Below are 16,159 nucleotides of genomic sequence, written 5' to 3'. Positions count from 1 at the left end.
GGGGCACTCCAGCGGCTGGTCGGTGCGCAGCGCAACGGCCTTCACCTCCTCGCTCGATGACAAGTTATTCGCCACCCGAGGCGAAATCCCCTGTCGCGTCTCGCGGTACGAGGATACTCTTTTCTCTATTGTACCCTCGGATTTCAGGTCTAGTGCCAAATTACCGCGCATGCCCTAGTGCGCATCCTGCGCGCCCCGTAGGCGCGGGTCTACGCGCCGCTGGCCAGGCGCCGGGCCGCGGCAATCAGGACGCCGGCGGCGGCGTCCACCTCCTCCGGGGTCGTGAACCGGCCCACGCTGAGCCGCACCGCCCCCAGCGCATCGCCGGCGTCGAGGCCCATCGCCAGCAGCACCGCGCTGGGCTCGCTGACGCCGGCGTGGCAGGCCGAGCCGGTGGAGGCCGCCACCTCGGGCGCGGCCGCCAGCAGGTCGTTGCCCGCAAGCCCCGCGAAGCGCAGGTGCAGCGTGTTGGGCAGGCGCGGCGCACCCTCGCCGGTCACCCGTACCGGAAGCGCGGCGGTGAGCCGGCTCTCCAGCCGGTCCCGCAGCTCCGCCAGGCGGCGGGACTCGCCGGTGGCCAGCTTGAGCTGGGCGATCTCGCAGGCCCGGCCCAGGGCGACGAGGTAGGGCACGTTCTCGGTGCCCGCCCGTCGCCCTTCCTCGTAGTCGGCGCCGTGGATCAGCGGGTGGAGCGCCACCCCGCGCCGGACGTAGAGCGCCCCGACGCCCTTGGGGGCGTAGAGCTTGTGGCCGGCCACGGTGAGGAGGTCGCAGCCGATCTCGGCCACGTCCACGGGGATCTTGCCGCAGCTCTGCGCTGCGTCCACGTGGAAGAGCACCCCCGCTTCCCGGGCGATGCGCCCCACCTCCGCCACCGGCTGGATGACCCCGGTCTCGTTCTGGGCGTGCAGGAGCGAGATGAGGATGGTATCGGGCCGCAGGGCCCGGCGCACGGCCTCGGGGTCGATGCGCCCCCGGCCGTCGGCGGGCAGCACCGTCAGGGCGAAGCCGTACTGCCGCTCCAGGTAGCGGCAGGCCTGGAGGGTGGCCGGGTGCTCGATGCCCGAGGTGATGATGTGACCCCGGCCCCGGGCGAGGGCCACGCCCTTCACCGCCAGGTTGATGGACTCGCTGGCGCAGGAGGTGAAGACGATCTCACCCGGGCCGGCCCCGATCAGGCCGGCCACCTGCTCGCGCGCGGCCTCCACCGCCGTCCGGGCCACGCTGCCCAGGGCGTGGTCGGAGTGGGGGTTGCCGAAGTGGTCGGTGAAATAGGGCATCATGGCCGCCACCACCGCCGGGTCCACCGGCGTGGTGGCGTTGTAGTCGAGGTAGATCGGCTGCGGCATGGGCGAGTACCTCCTTGCATGTTGGGAGCGGGCGGCGCCCTGCGGCCCCCGCTGTAGGGGCGCCTACGGTCTCCAATGCAGGTCTGGGTATGAGTGAAACTGTTCGTTTGCCTCATACCAAGTGCCTATTTCACTTGCTAGACTGAAGATAGTTACGAACTGTGACGCGCGTCACATACAGGGTTGGAACTTGAGTCAAGCGGCAGGATGCCGGGAAAGGATGAGAAGCGTTGGGCGTGACGATGCTGAGCCGGATCCAGTTTGCCTTGACGGTCGGTTTCCACTTCGTCTTCGTGCCCCTGTCCATCGGCCTGATCCTGTTCACCGCCATCATGGAGACACTCTACGTCCGCACGGGCGACCCCAAGTACAAGACGCTGACCAAGTTCTGGGGTCGGCTGTTCACCATCAACTTCCTCCTCGGCGTGGTGACCGGCGTCGCCATGGAGTTCCAGTTCGGCACCAACTGGTCCCGGTACTCGGAGTTCATGGGCGACATCTTCGGTTCGCCGCTGGCCGTTGAGGCCCTCATGGCGTTCTTCCTCGAGTCGACCATGCTGGGCATCTGGATCTTCGGCTGGAACAAGCTGTCGAAGAAGATGCACCTGCTGGCCGGCTGGCTGGTCGCCATCGGCACGCACCTCTCCGCCGTCTGGATTATCGTCGCCAACGGCTTCATGCAGAACCCCGTGGGCTACGTGCTGCGCAACAACCGCGCGGAGCTCGTGAACTTCTGGGAGGTCCTGTTCAACCCGTACGCCTGGTACACCTACGTCCATACCATCTTCGCCTGCTACAGCGTCGGCGCCTTCTTCGTGCTGGCCGTGGCGGCTTACCACCTGCTGCGCAGGCGGAACGTCGACATGATGAAGGCCAGCCTGCGGATCGCCACCGTCTTCGCTATCATCGCCACCCTGGGCAACGCCATCACCGGCCACTTCAACGGCCAGAACGTCGCCCTGCGGCAGCCGACCAAGTTCGCCGCCATGGAGGGCGTATGGGAGGGCGGCCAGGGCGTGGGGTTCCCCCTGTTCGCCATCCCGGACTCCGCCAACGAGCGCAACGCCGTTGAGGTGGGCGTGATTCCGGGCCTGACCAGCTTCATGGCCTTCAACAGCACCGACGCCCACGTGCCCGGCCTGAAGGACTTCCCCGTGGACGAGCGGCCGCCCGTCGGCCTGACCTTCTGGTCGTTCCGGGTGATGGTGGGCCTCGGCGTCCTGATGCTGGTCCTCGCCGCGCTGGCCTGGTGGCACAACCGCAAGGGCACCCTCATGGAGCGGACGACGCTGCTCAAGTTCCTGCTCTGGTCGATCCCCATCCCCTACATCGCCACCAACCTGGGCTGGATGGTGGCCGAGGTGGGGCGGCAGCCCTGGACGGTCTACGGCCTGATCACCACCGCCGACTCGGTCTCGCCCGTGGCCCTCGCTGACGTGGTCATCAGCCTCGGCCTGGTGGTCATCTTCTACGCCATCCTTGTGGGCCTGGACATCTACCTCCTCGTCCGCTACGCCAAGGCCGGCCCCGAGGCCATGGACGAGCGGCAGGCAGCCGTGGCAGACTAACCGGCCGGTGCGCAAAGGAGGTATGACGGATGTCCCACGAAGTGCTGCAGGTGATCTGGTTCGCCCTCTGGGGCCTCCTCTGGGCGATTTACTTCGGGCTCGACGGCTTCGACCTCGGGTCGGGGATGCTGGCGGGCATCTTCCGCAAGGACGAGGAGCAGCGCCACCTGATCGGCGCCCTGGCGCCGATCTGGGACGGCAACGAGGTATGGGTGATCACCGCCGGCGGCGTCACCTTTGCCGCCTTTCCCAAGCTCTACGCGACCATGTTCAGCTCGCTCTACGTGCCCCTGTTCCTCATCCTGTTCGGCCTGATGTTCCGTGCGGTGGCCATCGAGTTCTACCACCACATGGACTATGACCGGGCCTGGCAGCGCATCTGGGGCTGGGTGCTGTCCGTGGCCAGCCTGATCGTGGCCCTGCTCTTCGGCGTGGCCTTCGGCAACATCTTCCAGGGCATGCTGCTGGATGCCCAGGGCTACCACGGCACGATCCTCAGCCTGCTCAACCCGTACGGGCTGCTGACCGGCGTGCTCTTCGTCGTTGCCTTCCTGATGAACGGCGCCACCTGGCTGGCGCACAAGGCGCCCGATGACGGGCTCCGGGCCAAGGCCCACACCTTCGCCGCCCGCATCTGGCCGGTGGTGCTGGTCGTGGCCGCGGGCTGGCTGGTCTACACCCCGTTCGCCACCAACCTGATGGGCAACTTCCTGAAGGTTCCCGTCCTCTTCCTGGTGCCGGCGCTGGCCGTGGTGATGCTGGTGCTCACCTGGGTCTACCTGCAGAAGGGCAACCACCTGTTCTCGCTGCTGGCCGGCTCCCTGACGGTGGGCCTCACGGTGATCGCCGGCGTGATCGGGCTCTTCCCGAACATGTTCCCCTCCAAGCTCGACCCGGCTTACAGCCTGACGGCGTTCAACTCCTCCAGCAGCCAGTACACGCTGCAGTTCATGTTCATCGTCGTACTGGTCTTCCTGCCCTTCGTCCTGCTCTACCAGGTCTGGGCCTACAAGCTCTTCGGCCGCAAGGGCACGGGCAGCGAAGTGGAGCACTACTAGTCCTGTCGACTGCCAGATACGGCGCAGGGCTCCCCCGGCGGGAGCCCTGCGCCGCTTCTCTACTACTTCGCTTCTCCCTCCTGGCCTCTCCCGGGCCAGCCCTCGTTATGAGATGCCGAGCCTTCTCATCTGGTAGTACAGGGCGCTCCGGGAGATGCCCAGGCGCTTGGCGGCCAGCGACCGGTTCTGCCCCGTCTCCTTCAGCGCCGCCAGGATCGCGGCGCGCTGTGCCTCGCGGGCCGCCGAGGGCAGGTCTGCGGCGGGGGCGGACCAGGCTCCGCTCTCGCCGGCCTGCTCCGGCGGCTCCTGCGGTCTGCCGTGCCAGGCCCCTCCGCTGCCCGGCGGCTCCGGTGGCCGGCCGCGCCCGATGGTCGGCGGCAGGTACTCGGCCTTGATCATCCCGTCGTCGCTGAGCACCACCAGGCGCTCGATCACGTTGCGCAGCTCCCGGATGTTGCCGGGCCAGGAGTACTCCATCAGTGCGGCCATCACGCCGGGCTCGATGCCCTGGACCGGCCGCTTGTGGCGGAGGGCGAACTCCCGGGCGAACTGGTGGACCATGTCGGCCAGGTCCTCCAGCCGCTCGCGCAGCGGCGGGATCTCCAGGGTGACCACGTCCAGCCGGAAGTAGAGGTCCTCCCGGAAGGTACCCTGGCGGAGCATCTCCTCCAGGTTCCGGTTGGTGGCGGCGATGATCCGCACGTCCGCCACCCGGGGCCTGTCGCTGCCCAGCCGGTAGAAGCGCCGGTCCTGGAGGACCCGGAGGAGCTTCACCTGGGTCTCCGCGGGCAGCTCGGCCACCTCGTCCAGGAAGAGCGTGCCGCCCTGGGCCTGTTCCAGCTTCCCCGACTTGCCCTTCTGGTCTGCGCCGGTGAAGGCGCCCCGCTCGTAGCCGAACAGCTCGCTCTCGAAGAGCGCGGGCGGGATGGCGCCGCAGTTGATGGCCACGAAGGGCTTGTCCCGGCGCTCGCTGGCGTCGTGGATCGCCCGGGCGAAGAGCTCCTTGCCCACGCCGCTCTCGCCGCGGATCAGCACGGTGGCGTCGGAAGCGGCCACCCGGCGGGCCAGGTTCACCGTCCGCTGGATCGCGTGCCCCCGCCCGGTGATGCGCTCGAAGGCGTCGCCGCGCTCGCGGATGCGGGAGATCTCCCCCTCCAGCGCCTTGTACGCGGAGGTCGTGCGGTCGAGCTGCTCGTGGAGCCGCACCACGCTGGTGACGTCCTGCTCCACGGCCAGCGCGCCGATGATCCGGTCTCCCAGCCGGATGGGGGCCGCATTGACGACCACCCACTTCTCGGGGTGCGGCTCGTGCAGCGTCCGGTGCGCCGTGGCGCCGGTGGCCAGCGCCCGCAGGCTGTACTGGTCCCGCCCCGGGAAGAAGTCGGCCAGCGGCCGGCCGGTGATCTCGCTGCTCCTGATGCCGAAGAGCCGCTCGGCAGCCGGGTTCCAGGCGATCACCCGCCCGTCCTCGTCCACCATGCAGACGCTCTCCTCCAGGGTGTTCAGCGTCGCCGTGAACTGCGCGTCGAGCCGCCGGTACGCCTCGTGGTAGTGCCGGGCGACGTCCGCCCAGCAGAGGACGCCGGCCGGCGTGCCGTCGGCGTGGGTCACCACGGTGAAGGCCGGCCCCGGCTCCAGGATGATGGCCGCCACCGGCAACGAGGCCGGCACGACCCGGACGGGCAGCCAGGGGAAGGACTCCGGCCCGGCCCCGGGGTGGCGGCCCAGGTAGTCGGCCAGCTGCGCGCAGGAGGCCGCGCCGCAGGGGCGGCCGCCGGCGGTGCGGATCACCACCAGGTCCGGCTCCGCCGGCAGCCCGCCGTTCCAGGTGCCCTCCTCAAGCGCCATGAACCTCTGGGACATCAGGGCAGAGGCGGTGAGCAGCGACGCGCCCATACGTCAGACCCTCCCGCGCGGGGGTTCGTGGACGTATCAGTCAGTAGGTGTGGCAATGTTAGCACATGAGGTGTACAACTTTCAACACAGTCTAGATGGATGTTTGTAGTACTTCCGTATTGGTCCTATGTTCTTTCCGGTTGGCACGATCATTGCAACATTGCATCGCTGTGACGTGGCAAAGCAGGGCGATGTCGCCCCTGCCCGGCAGTCTTGCCCGAGGTCCGGGGAAGCGCGGCCCGGCGCCCCCGGCCGAAGGCCTCGCCCAGAGATACAGAAGCTGGATCAAAGGAGATGAGAGCGATGGTGACCTCCCGGAACCTGCGTCGGTTCGCGAGTCTCTGTCTGGCCCTGTCCCTGGTGGTGCTCGCCGGCTGCTCCTCCGCGCCGCCCGCTCAGCAGTCCTCCGGACAGTCCGGCGGGACGCAGAGCCAGTCCGGCGGCACGCAGACCCAGTCCGGCAGCAGCTCCGCACCCGCTGCGTCCGAGGGCGACATCCTCATCGGCGCCGTCCTGCCCATCACCGGCGGCAGCGCCAAGATGGGCCAGGACATGCAGAACTCGATCCAGATGGCGTTCGACGAGATCAACGCCCAGGGCGGCGTCCTCGGCCGTAAGCTGAAGCTGGAGGTACAGGACGACGCCTGCGACCCGCAGTCCGCGGTGGCAGCGGCCAACAAGATCGTCAGCATGAACGTGGTGGCGGTTATCAGCGGCTACTGCAGCGGCGCCTTCCTGCCGACCGAGCCGATCTACCACAACGCCGGCATCGGCGTCGTCGTGCCCGCGGCCAACGCGGTGAGCCTGACCGAGCAGGGCTACGAGGAGATCAACCTCATCAACGCCACCAACCGGGACCAGGCGCGCACGGCGGCCGACTACATCGTGAACCAGTGGAACGCCCAGAAGGTCGCCCTCATCCACGACAACTCCGCCTTCGCCCTGGAACTGGCCGAGCTGACCCGGGAGTTCCTGCAGGGCCGGGCCGAGGTGGTCGCCTTTGAGGCCATCACTCCCGGCGAGAAGGACTTCAGCGCCGTCCTGACCAGCCTGAAGGGCAAGGGGCCCGACGCGATCTACTTCACCGGCTACTACGCCGAGGGCGGCCTCATCATCAACCAGGCCCGGGGCCTGGGCATCACCGCCCGGATCATGGTGGGCGACGGCGCCAACGACCCGACCCTGGTCGAGATCGCCGGCGCCGAGAACGCCGAGGGCGTGGCCATCACCACCAGCCCGGGCGCCTTCGACTTCACCGGCTCCAACGAGTGGGTCCCGCGGTACCGGGAGAAGTACGGCGAGCCCGGCCCCTACAGCGTCCATGCCTATGACGCCGCGAACGTGGTCGCGGAGGCCATCAAGCAGGCCGGCACCACCGACCGGGCGGCGGTGGCCAAGGCGATTCGCGGCATCAACATCGAAGGCATCAGCGGGCCCATCTCGTTCACCGAGACCGGCAACCGCAAGGACGGCTACTTCATCGTGCTGGAGGTCAAGGACGGCGAGTTCACCGTTGTGCAGCGCGCTCCCCGGTAAGCCGGGCGGCGCAGAGACGGGGCCCACGACCCGAGGCCGTGGGCCCCTGCCAACCCCATGAAAGGGTGCGAATATGTCACAGGTACTGGAACAACTGCTCAACGCACTGGTCATCGGCTCATTCTACGCGCTGGTCGCCCTGGGCTACAGCATGGTCTACGGCATCATCCGGCTGATCAACTTCGCCCACGGCGACCTGTACATGCTGGGCGCCTTCTTCGGCTACAGCGCCCTCCTGCTGCTGGGCAAGACCTTCCTGGGAACCGGCGTGACGGGGATCCTGGCGGCCATGCTGACCGCCATGGCGCTCACCGGCGGCCTGGGCGTGCTGGTGGAGCGGATCGCCTACCGGCCCCTGCGAGGCTCCCCCCGCATCATCCTGCTGATCACCGCCCTGGGGATGTCGCTCTTCCTCGAGAACGCCGTGATGGTGTTCAAGCCCTGGGGCGCGAGCTTCCGGGTCTACCCGGTGACCCTGGGCCGCGCCGGCTTCGACCTGTTCGGCGTGCACATCGGCTACGCCCACCTGGCGATCTTCGCCATGGCGCTCTTCCTCATGGCCGGGCTGCACCTCTTCGTGGAGAAGTCCGTCTGGGGCAAGGCGATGCGCGCGGTGGCCTTCGACCGGGAGGCGGCCCAGCTCATGGGCATCAACGCCAACCGGATGATCTCCATGGGGTTCTTCCTGGGCTCCATCATGGCGGCGGCCGCCGGCGTGATGGCCGGGCTCTACTACGGCCAGATCAACTTCCTCATGGGCTTCCTCGTGGGCCTCAAGGCGTTCACCGCCTCGGTGCTGGGCGGCATCGGCAACCTGCCCGGCGCGATGCTCGGCGGCATGCTGCTCGGGGTGCTGGAGGTCTTCGGCACCAGCGCCGTGGGCGGCCAGTGGAAGGACGTCTTCGCCTTCGGGGCCCTGATTTTGATCCTGGTCTTCAAGCCCACCGGCCTGCTGGGTGAGAGGACCGCAGGGAGGATGTAGCCATGAACACGGGAAACGTCCGCAGCGCGGGACCCGGCCGGGGCCGCCTCGCCCGGACCGCAGGCGTCGTCCTCCTGCTCGCGGCGGCGGTGGCGCTGCCCTTCGTCTCCTCGAGCCCCTACGTGCTGGACGTCGCCATTCTGATGCTGTTCTACATGTGCCTCGCCCTGGGCCTCAACGTGGTGGTGGGCTACGCCGGCCTGCTGGACCTGGGCTACGCCGCGTACTTCGCCGTGGGCGCCTACACCCTCGGCATCCTGACCAGGACCTTTCACGTGAACTTCTGGCAGGCCCTGGCGGCCGCCGGCCTGTTCGCCATGCTGCTGGGTCTCCTCATCGGCATGACGGTGCTGCGCCTGCGCAGCGACTACCTGACCATGGTGACCCTGGGCTTCGGCGAGATCATCCGCATCACCGCCAACAACCTGAAGATCACAGGCGGCCCCACCGGCATCTTCGGCATCATGGCCCCGAAGGTCTTCGGCCTGTCGCTGGGGCAGCCCCGCAACATGTACTTCGTCATGCTGGTTCTGGTGGTGCTCACCACCGTCGCGATGGCGCACCTCGGCAACTCCCGGGTGGGGCGGGCCTGGGCCTGCCTGCGGGAGGACCAGGACGCCGCGGAGGCGATGGGTATCAACACCCTGGGCTACAAGCTGCTGGCCTACATGACCGGCACCTTCTGGGGCGGGCTCACGGGGGCCTTCTTCGCCGTAAAGATGACCGCCGTCTCGCCCAACAGCTTCAGCTTCATGCAGTCGGTGACGGTGCTCATGGCCGTGGTCATGGGCGGCATGGGCAGCGTGCCCGGCGTGATCCTCGGCGGCGCCCTGGTCATCCTGCTGCCGGAGCTGCTCCGGAATGTTGCGGACTGGCGCTACCTGGTCTTCGGCGCCGCCCTGGTGCTGCTCATGCTCTTCCGGCCGGTGGGCCTCTGGCCCGCCCGGTCCGGCAGGGAACGGGAGGTGTAGCCGATGCCGCTCTTGCGCGTGGCCAATGTCACCCTGAAGTTCGGCGGCCTCACGGCCATCCGGGACCTCTCCTTCCACGTGGACGCGGGCGAGATCGTCAGCCTCATCGGGCCCAACGGCGCCGGGAAGACGTCGGTCTTCAACTGCATCACCGGCTTCTACCGGCCGGTCTCGGGCGAGATCGAGTTCGACGGCCGCTCCGTGCTGGGGCTGCGCCCTCACAGGCGGACCGTCCTCGGCATGGCGCGGACCTTCCAGAACCTGCGCCTCTTCCCCAACCTGACGGCCCTGGAGAACGTGATGGCGGGCACCCACTGCCGGACGAGCGCGGGCCTGTTCGCCAGCATGCTCCGCCTGCCCTCCCAGCGGGCGGAGGAGCGGCGGGTGCGGGAGCTGGCCCTCCACTGGCTGGAGTTCGTGGGGCTGAAGGACCAGGCGCACCGGCTGGCCAAGAACCTGCCCTACGGCGCCCAGCGCCGGCTGGAGATCGCCCGGGCGATGGCCTCCCAGCCCAAGCTCCTGCTGCTGGACGAGCCGGCGGCGGGCCTCAACCCCGCCGAGAAGGAGTCGCTGATGGAGCTGATCCACAAGATCTGCGGCAGCGGGGTCACCCCCCTGCTGATCGAGCACGACATGGGCCTGGTGATGCGGATCTCCTCCCGGCTGGTGGTGCTGGACCACGGGGAGAAGATCGCCGAAGGCGATCCCGAGTCCGTGCGGGACAACCCCCTGGTGATCGAGGCGTACCTCGGCCGGGAAGAGGAGGAGGGGGCGTAGCGATGGCCATGCTGGAACTCCACGACGTGCACACGTTCTACGGGTCCATCGAAGCCCTCAAGGGGATCAGCCTCACCGTGGAGGAGGGCGAGGTGGTGGCGCTGCTGGGCGGCAACGGCGCCGGCAAGTCCACCACGCTCAGGACCATCTCCGGCCTCCTCAGGCCCCGGCAGGGGGATGTGCGGTTCGGGGGGCGCTCCATCGTCGGCAGGCCGCCGGAGGAGATCGTGAAGCTGGGCATCGTCCAGGTGCCCGAAGGGCGGCGCATCTTCGGCCCGCTCACCGTGGAGGAGAACCTGGAGATGGGCGCCTTCCTGGCCCGGGGCCAGAAGGCCCGGATCCAGGAGGACATGGCCCGGGTCTACGACATGTTCCCCCGCCTGCGGGAGCGGCGGCACCAGCTGGCCGGGACCCTCTCGGGCGGCGAGCAGCAGATGCTGGCCGTGGGCCGGGCGCTGATGGCCCGCCCCCGGCTGCTGATGCTGGACGAGCCCTCCATGGGGCTGGCCCCCAACCTGGTCCAGTTCATCATGCAGACCGTGCGGGAGATCAACCGGCAGGGCGTGACCGTCCTGGTCGTGGAGCAGAACGCCCGCTCCGCCCTGCGGCTGGCCACCCGCGCCTACGTGATCGAGACCGGCAGCGTCACCCTGGAAGGGCCGGCGAATGAGCTCGCCCGGAACGACCAGGTGGTGGCGGCCTACCTGGGCGGACGCCGCTGAGCGGGCGCCGGCCCCGCCCAGCCGACGGCGGCCCCCGCCCTGGCGGTGCCTCCGCGGCGGCCGGGGGCCGGTTGCAGAAGCAGAACGGAGAGCGGGTCCGCGTCGAGGCGACAGCGGACCCGCCCGAGTCAGGAGGAAGTGCAGTGCGCATCCTTGGGGCTCGTGACCTGATGGGGATCCTGACCATGGAAGAGGCCATCGACGCCGTGGCCACCGCGCTGACCGAGTTCTCGGCCGGGCGGGCCGACGCGCCCACCCGCCTCGCCGTGCCCGTGCCCGAGAGCCATGGCACCAGCCTGTTCATGCCCGCCCTGGTGGCGCGGGCCGGAGGCCTGGGGGTGAAGTTCGTCTCGTTCTTCCCCCGGAACAAGGAGCTGGGCAGGCCCGCCGTCTCCGGGGTGCTGGTGCTGGCCGACGTGAGGACGGCGGAGCCCGTCGCCCTGCTGGAGGCCTCCTACCTGACCGCCCTGCGCACGGGCGCGGCCACCGGGCTGGCCACGCGGCTGCTGGCGCGGGAGGATGCCCACACGGTGGCGATCATCGGCACCGGCGGGCAGGCGCCCATGCAGCTCCGGGGGATCATGGCGGTGAGAGACATCCGGGAGGTGCGGCTCTACAACCGCAACCCGGACAAGGCCTACCGGTGCACCCGGGCCATCGCGGAGCAGCTCCCGCCCGGGCGGCAGCCCCGCCTGGTGGTCTGCCTCACCCCGGAGGACGTGGTGCGGGGGGCCGACATCGTGGTGACCGCCACGGACTCCCTGACGCCCGTCTTCCCCGCCGGCCTGGTGGAGCCGGGCATGCACCTGAACGCCATCGGCTCCTTCCGGCCTACCATGCAGGAGCTGCCGCCCGGCGTGATCAGCCCGGCGGCGAAGGTGGTGGTAGAGTCGCGCGCGGTCGCGCTGGAGGAGAGCGGCGACCTGGTGATCCCGGTGCGCAGCGGCCTCTTCCGGCCCGAGGACATCCACGCCGAGCTGGGGGAGATCGCGGCCGGCAAGAAGCCGGGGCGGGTGTCGCCCGACGAGATCACGGTCTTCAAGTCAGTGGGGCTGGCCGCCATGGACGTCGTGGTCGGCCGGATCATGTACGAGCGCGCCGTGGCTAGGGGGATTGGGCAGGAGTTGGATCTGGGCCTGTCATGAGCCCGAGCCGGCGCATGCGGTTGTAGAGGGTGCCCCGGGAGATGCCCAGGAGCCGCGCTGCGGCGCTGCGGTTATGCCGCGTCGCTGCCAGGGCGGACAGGATCTCCTCCCGCTCGCCGGGCGGGGCGGACAAGGCGGGCCCCGCGGGGGCAGGCGCTCCTGCCGCCGGCTCCTCCCTGCGGCCGGATCCCAGGATGGCCGGGAGGAGCTCCGGGCCGACGGCGCCGTCCGTGGCCAGGATCACCATGCGCTCGACGGCGTTGCGCAGCTCGCGCACGTTGCCCGGCCACGGGTGCTCCATCAGCGCCTGGATCACCGCCGGGTGCACATCCACCGGCTGCCGGTCGTAGCGCACGCAGAACTCGTGCAGGAAGCGCTGCACCAGCTCGGCGATGTCCTCCTTCCGCTCCCGGAGCGGCGGGATGTCGAGGGTGAAGACATTGAGCCGCCAGTAGAGGTCGTCCCGGTACCGCCCCTGGCGGACCAGGTCCTCCAGGTCGCGGTTGGTGGCGACCACCACCCGGACGTCGACGGAGATGGGCACCGAGCCGCCGACGCGGTAGAACTTCCGGTCCTCCAGGAACCGGAGAAGCTTCACCTGCGCCTCGGGGGGCAGCTCGCCCACCTCGTCCAGGAAGAGGGTACCCCCGTGGGCCAGCTCCAGCTTGCCGCCCTGGCCCTTGGGGCTGGCGCCGGTGAAGGCGCCCGGGGCGTAGCCGAAGAGCTCGCTCTCCAGGAGCGTCACGGGGATGGCGCCGCAGTTGAGCACCACGAAGGGGCCGTCGCGCCGCCGCGAGGCCTGGTGGATGGCCCGGGCGAACAGCTCCTTGCCGACGCCGCTCTCGCCCCGGATCAGCGTGGTGGCGTCCGTGGTGGCCACCAGCGAGGCCAGGTGGACCGCCTTGCGGATGGCGGGGTGGCGGCCCTTGATGGCGTGGAACGGGTCGGCGGCCGGCGGGGCCGGCACAGGCGGAGCCGAGAGCCGCTGCTCCAGGGCGGCCACCTGCCCCCGGGCCCGCGTCAGCTCGCCCGAGAGCTCCACCAGGTCGGTCACGTCCCGCTCCACCGCCATCGCACCGGCCATCTTCCCGTCCTGCAGCACCGGTGCGGCCGAGACCAGCACGAAGATGCCGGGCCGGGGCTGGTGGTAGGTCCACTCCACCCGCTGGCCGGTCTCCAGCACCCGGCGGACCATGAGCGACGCCGGGGTGAAGAAGCCGGTGATCTCCCGGCCGAGGATGTCACGGGCGGCGATGCCGTAGAGCCGCTCGGCGCGGGCGTTCCACGCCACGACCCGGCCCTCGGCGTCCACGATGGTGACGGCGAGGTCGATCAGATCCAGCAGCGGCCGCACGCTGGCGCTCAGAAGGTCCCTCCCCAATGGCTGCACCTCCGACAGCAGTGTCCAGACAGCTTGTACACCTGTTCAATCAATGTACAACTATCGGCCGCAGTTGAACAGTATGTTCTGCGCGGCTGCACACTTTTCGTTGACAATCTCGGGCGCGGTCGTGCGATCCCGCTGCTGCGCAGCCTGACGCAAGGGGCGCGGCGCCCGGTGTGCTCGCCGGGGCTGTCTGGCATGGTCGTTGCTTGTCATTCGGCATAAAGAAAATCATGGGGGAGGGGGCTGACTGACGTGTCAACGCTTGCTCGCAAGGCCATTCTCTCGATGGCCGGTAACCGCCTCATGACCGGCCTCATGACCCGGCACGGGCTGAAGCTGGGCGCCAGCCGCTTCGTGGCCGGCGTCACGCTCCAGGACGCCGTCGAGACTGCCCGCAAGCTCAACGAGCAGGGCCTGGCCGTCACGCTGGACCTGCTCGGCGAGGGCGTCACCACCCGCGAGGACGCCCGCACCATGGCCGAGGGCTGTGCCGCCATCCTGGAGGCGATCCATCGCGAGCGGCTGGACGCGAACCTCTCGGTGAAGCCGACCCAGCTCGGGCTGGCGATCGGCGCCGAGGCGGCGATGGAGAACCTGACGCAGCTGCAGGACATCGCGAAGCGCACCGGCAACTTCATCCGGATCGACATGGAGGCCAGCGATACCGTCGACGCGACCCTCGACGTGGTGAAGCGGCTGTATGCCCGTGAGCCCAACGTGGGCACGGTAATCCAGGCTTACCTGTACCGGAGCCCCAAGGACCTGCAGGAGCTGGCCGAACTGGGCATGAACGTCCGCCTGGTCAAGGGTGCCTACCTGGAGCCCCCGTCCGTGGCCTATCCGAAGAAGGCGGACACGGACGAGGCGTTCAAGCGGCTCATCGCCCAGCATCTGTCCGCAGGGTGCTACACGGCGGTGGCCACCCACGACGAGGCCATCATCGCCTTCACGAAGCGGTTTGTGGAGGAGCACGCCATCCCGCGGCACCAGTTCGAGTTCCAGATGCTCTACGGCATCCGCACCGAGCTGCAGCGGCAGCTGGCCGGCGAGGGCTACCGCACGCGCGTCTACGTCCCCTTCGGGACTTATTGGTATCCCTATTTCGTGCGGCGGCTGGCGGAGCGGCCGGCCAACGTCTGGTTCGTCCTCGCAAACTTGATGAAGCCCTAGGAGGTGCCTGGATGGTCCCCTATCGCCCTGAACCCTTGAGCGACTTCAGCAACCCGGCCGTGGCCGCCGAGTTCGAGCGGGCCCTGGCGTGCGTGAGCGCCCAGCTGGGCAAGCGCTATCCGATGATCATCGGCGGGCGGCGCGTCGACGCGCCCGAGTCCATCACGTCGGTCAACCCCTCCCGGCCCGACCAGGTGGTGGGCTACGCCGCCCGGGGCGGCCTGGCCGAGGCCGAGGTGGCGGTGGACGCCGCCCTCGAGGCCTTCCCGGCCTGGAGCCGGACCCCGGCCGAGGTCCGGGCGCGCATCCTCTTCAAGGCCGCCGCGGTGATGCGGCGCCGCAAGCACGAGCTGTCCGCCTGGCTGAGCCACGAGGTGGGCAAGAACTGGGTCGAGGCGGACGCCGACACCGCGGAGGCCATCGACTTCCTGGAGTACTACGGCCGGCAGATGCTGAAGCTGGCCGCCCCGCAGGAGCTCACCCGCATCCCCGGCGAGGAGAACCACCTCTACTACCGGCCCCTGGGCGTGGGGGTTGTGCACAGCCCGTTCAACTTCCCGCTGGCGATCCTGACGGGGATGACGGCCGCGGCGATCGTCACCGGCAACACGGTGGTGGTCAAGCCCTCCACCGAGGCGCCCGTCATCGCCGCCAAGCTCTTCGAGGTGCTGGAGGAGGCCGGGCTGCCCCCGGGCGTGGCCAACCTGCTCTACGCCGACCCGGTCGAGGTGGGCGACTACCTCACCACCCACCGGGAGGTCCGGTTCATCAACTTCACCGGCTCCCGCCACGTGGGCTGCCAGATCTACGAGAAGGCGGCCAAGGTGCAGCCGGGGCAGATCTTCCTGCGCCGCGTGATCGCGGAGATGGGCGGCAAGGACGCCATCATCGTGGACGGCACCGCCGACCTCGACGAGGCCGCGGCGGGCATCGTCACCTCGGCCTTCGGCTTCTCCGGCCAGAAGTGCTCCGCCTGCTCCCGGGCGATCGTGACGGCTGACGTCTACGACCAGCTGCTGGGGCGGGTGGTGGCCCGGACCCGGGCGCTGAAGGTCGGTCCGGCCACCGACCGGGAGACCGACGTCGGCCCCGTCGCCGCGGCCCGGTTCCAGCAGAAGATCCTGGAGTACATCGAGATCGGCAAGTCCGAGGGCCGGCTGGTGACCGGCGGCAACGCCCTGCCGGGCGGCTACTACGTGGAGCCCACGATCTTCGCCGACGTGGCGCCCACCGCCCGGATCGCCCAGGAGGAGATCTTCGGCCCGGTGCTGGCCTTCATCAAGGCGGACGACTTTGCCCACGCCCTCCGCATCGCCAACGGGACCGAGTACGGCCTGACCGGGGCGGTCTACACCCGCAGCCGGGAGAACCTGGAACTGGCCCGGCAGGAGTTCATGGTCGGGAACCTCTACTTCAACCGGAAGTGCACCGGCGCGATCGTCGGGGCCCAGCCCTTCGGCGGGTTCAACATGAGCGGCACCGACTCGAAGGCCGGCGGCCCGGACTACCTCTTGCTCTTCACCCAGGCGCAGACGGTGGTGGAGCGGCTGTAGAATCCGCGTATGGAAAGGGGCGGGTCACCCAAGCGGGTGCTCCGC

13 protein-coding genes are annotated in these 16,159 nt (G+C 69.3%); 10 read left to right on the top strand and 3 right to left on the bottom strand.

The annotated features are described in order from the left end of the window. Positions 1–209: 209 nt before the first annotated feature. A complete protein-coding gene (locus J2Z79_RS04310) occupies positions 210–1,349 on the bottom strand; it encodes a cysteine desulfurase family protein (RefSeq protein WP_209465634.1) in 1,140 nt (379 codons plus the stop codon). Between the two features lie 236 nt (positions 1,350–1,585). On the opposite strand from J2Z79_RS04310, the gene J2Z79_RS04305 reads away from it, so the two are divergent. After that, the gene (locus J2Z79_RS04305; RefSeq protein WP_342589415.1) at positions 1,586–2,917 is read left to right on the top strand and encodes a cytochrome ubiquinol oxidase subunit I; all 1,332 of its coding nucleotides are present in this window, start codon (positions 1,586–1,588) and stop codon (positions 2,915–2,917) included. Positions 2,918–2,946: 29 nt separating this feature from the next. Further along, the gene (gene cydB / locus J2Z79_RS04300) at positions 2,947–3,975 is read left to right on the top strand and encodes a cytochrome d ubiquinol oxidase subunit II (RefSeq protein ID WP_209465633.1); all 1,029 of its coding nucleotides are present in this window, start codon (positions 2,947–2,949) and stop codon (positions 3,973–3,975) included. A gap of 105 nt (positions 3,976–4,080) precedes the next feature. Here the strand turns inward: cydB and J2Z79_RS04295 are convergent, their stop codons facing one another. Then, the gene (locus J2Z79_RS04295) at positions 4,081–5,871 is read right to left on the bottom strand and encodes a sigma-54 interaction domain-containing protein (protein ID WP_245302110.1); all 1,791 of its coding nucleotides are present in this window, start codon (positions 5,869–5,871) and stop codon (positions 4,081–4,083) included. Between the two features lie 303 nt (positions 5,872–6,174). Between J2Z79_RS04295 and J2Z79_RS04290 the strand changes: the two genes are divergently transcribed. The 6 genes from J2Z79_RS04290 to J2Z79_RS04265 all read left to right on the top strand — a co-directional run bounded on the left by J2Z79_RS04290 (position 6,175) and on the right by J2Z79_RS04265 (position 12,004). Beyond that, complete coding sequence (locus J2Z79_RS04290; protein ID WP_209465632.1) at positions 6,175–7,407, top strand: branched-chain amino acid ABC transporter substrate-binding protein; 1,233 nt, start codon at positions 6,175–6,177, stop codon at positions 7,405–7,407. A gap of 73 nt (positions 7,408–7,480) precedes the next feature. Next, positions 7,481–8,389, top strand: coding sequence for a branched-chain amino acid ABC transporter permease (locus J2Z79_RS04285; RefSeq protein ID WP_209465631.1), 909 nt, complete (start codon positions 7,481–7,483; stop codon positions 8,387–8,389). A 2-nt stretch (positions 8,390–8,391) separates the two neighbouring features. After that, a complete protein-coding gene (locus J2Z79_RS04280) occupies positions 8,392–9,360 on the top strand; it encodes a branched-chain amino acid ABC transporter permease (RefSeq protein ID WP_209465630.1) in 969 nt (322 codons plus the stop codon). Between the two features lie 3 nt (positions 9,361–9,363). Then, a complete protein-coding gene (locus J2Z79_RS04275; protein WP_209465629.1) occupies positions 9,364–10,137 on the top strand; it encodes an ABC transporter ATP-binding protein in 774 nt (257 codons plus the stop codon). 8 nt (positions 10,138–10,145) lie between these two features. Beyond that, a complete protein-coding gene (locus J2Z79_RS04270) occupies positions 10,146–10,859 on the top strand; it encodes an ABC transporter ATP-binding protein (protein ID WP_425353531.1) in 714 nt (237 codons plus the stop codon). A 143-nt stretch (positions 10,860–11,002) separates the two neighbouring features. Beyond that, positions 11,003–12,004 (top strand): ornithine cyclodeaminase family protein, encoded by a 1,002-nt coding sequence (locus tag J2Z79_RS04265; RefSeq protein ID WP_209465627.1) that lies wholly within the window; start codon positions 11,003–11,005, stop codon positions 12,002–12,004. Here the strand turns inward: J2Z79_RS04265 and J2Z79_RS04260 are convergent. After that, entirely contained in the window at positions 11,964–13,385 is a 1,422-nt protein-coding gene (locus J2Z79_RS04260; RefSeq protein WP_209465626.1) for a sigma-54 interaction domain-containing protein, read from the bottom strand. The genes J2Z79_RS04265 and J2Z79_RS04260 overlap by 41 nt on opposite strands. A gap of 258 nt (positions 13,386–13,643) precedes the next feature. Here J2Z79_RS04260 and J2Z79_RS04255 point away from each other — a divergent pair, with 258 nt between their 5' ends. Both J2Z79_RS04255 and pruA read left to right on the top strand, forming a co-directional pair. Beyond that, on the top strand, positions 13,644–14,561 hold the full coding sequence (locus tag J2Z79_RS04255) for a proline dehydrogenase family protein (RefSeq protein WP_209465625.1): 918 nt from the start codon (positions 13,644–13,646) through the stop codon (positions 14,559–14,561). A gap of 11 nt (positions 14,562–14,572) precedes the next feature. Continuing rightward, a complete protein-coding gene (gene pruA / locus J2Z79_RS04250; protein ID WP_209465624.1) occupies positions 14,573–16,114 on the top strand; it encodes an L-glutamate gamma-semialdehyde dehydrogenase in 1,542 nt (513 codons plus the stop codon). Positions 16,115–16,159: the final 45 nt, after the last annotated feature.

This window comes from Symbiobacterium terraclitae (assembly GCF_017874315.1).
In the GTDB taxonomy this organism is placed as follows: domain Bacteria; phylum Bacillota; class Sulfobacillia; order Symbiobacteriales; family Symbiobacteriaceae; genus Symbiobacterium; species Symbiobacterium terraclitae.
Note: the sequence above shows the minus strand (reverse complement) of the source record. Positions and strands in the feature narration are given on the sequence as shown.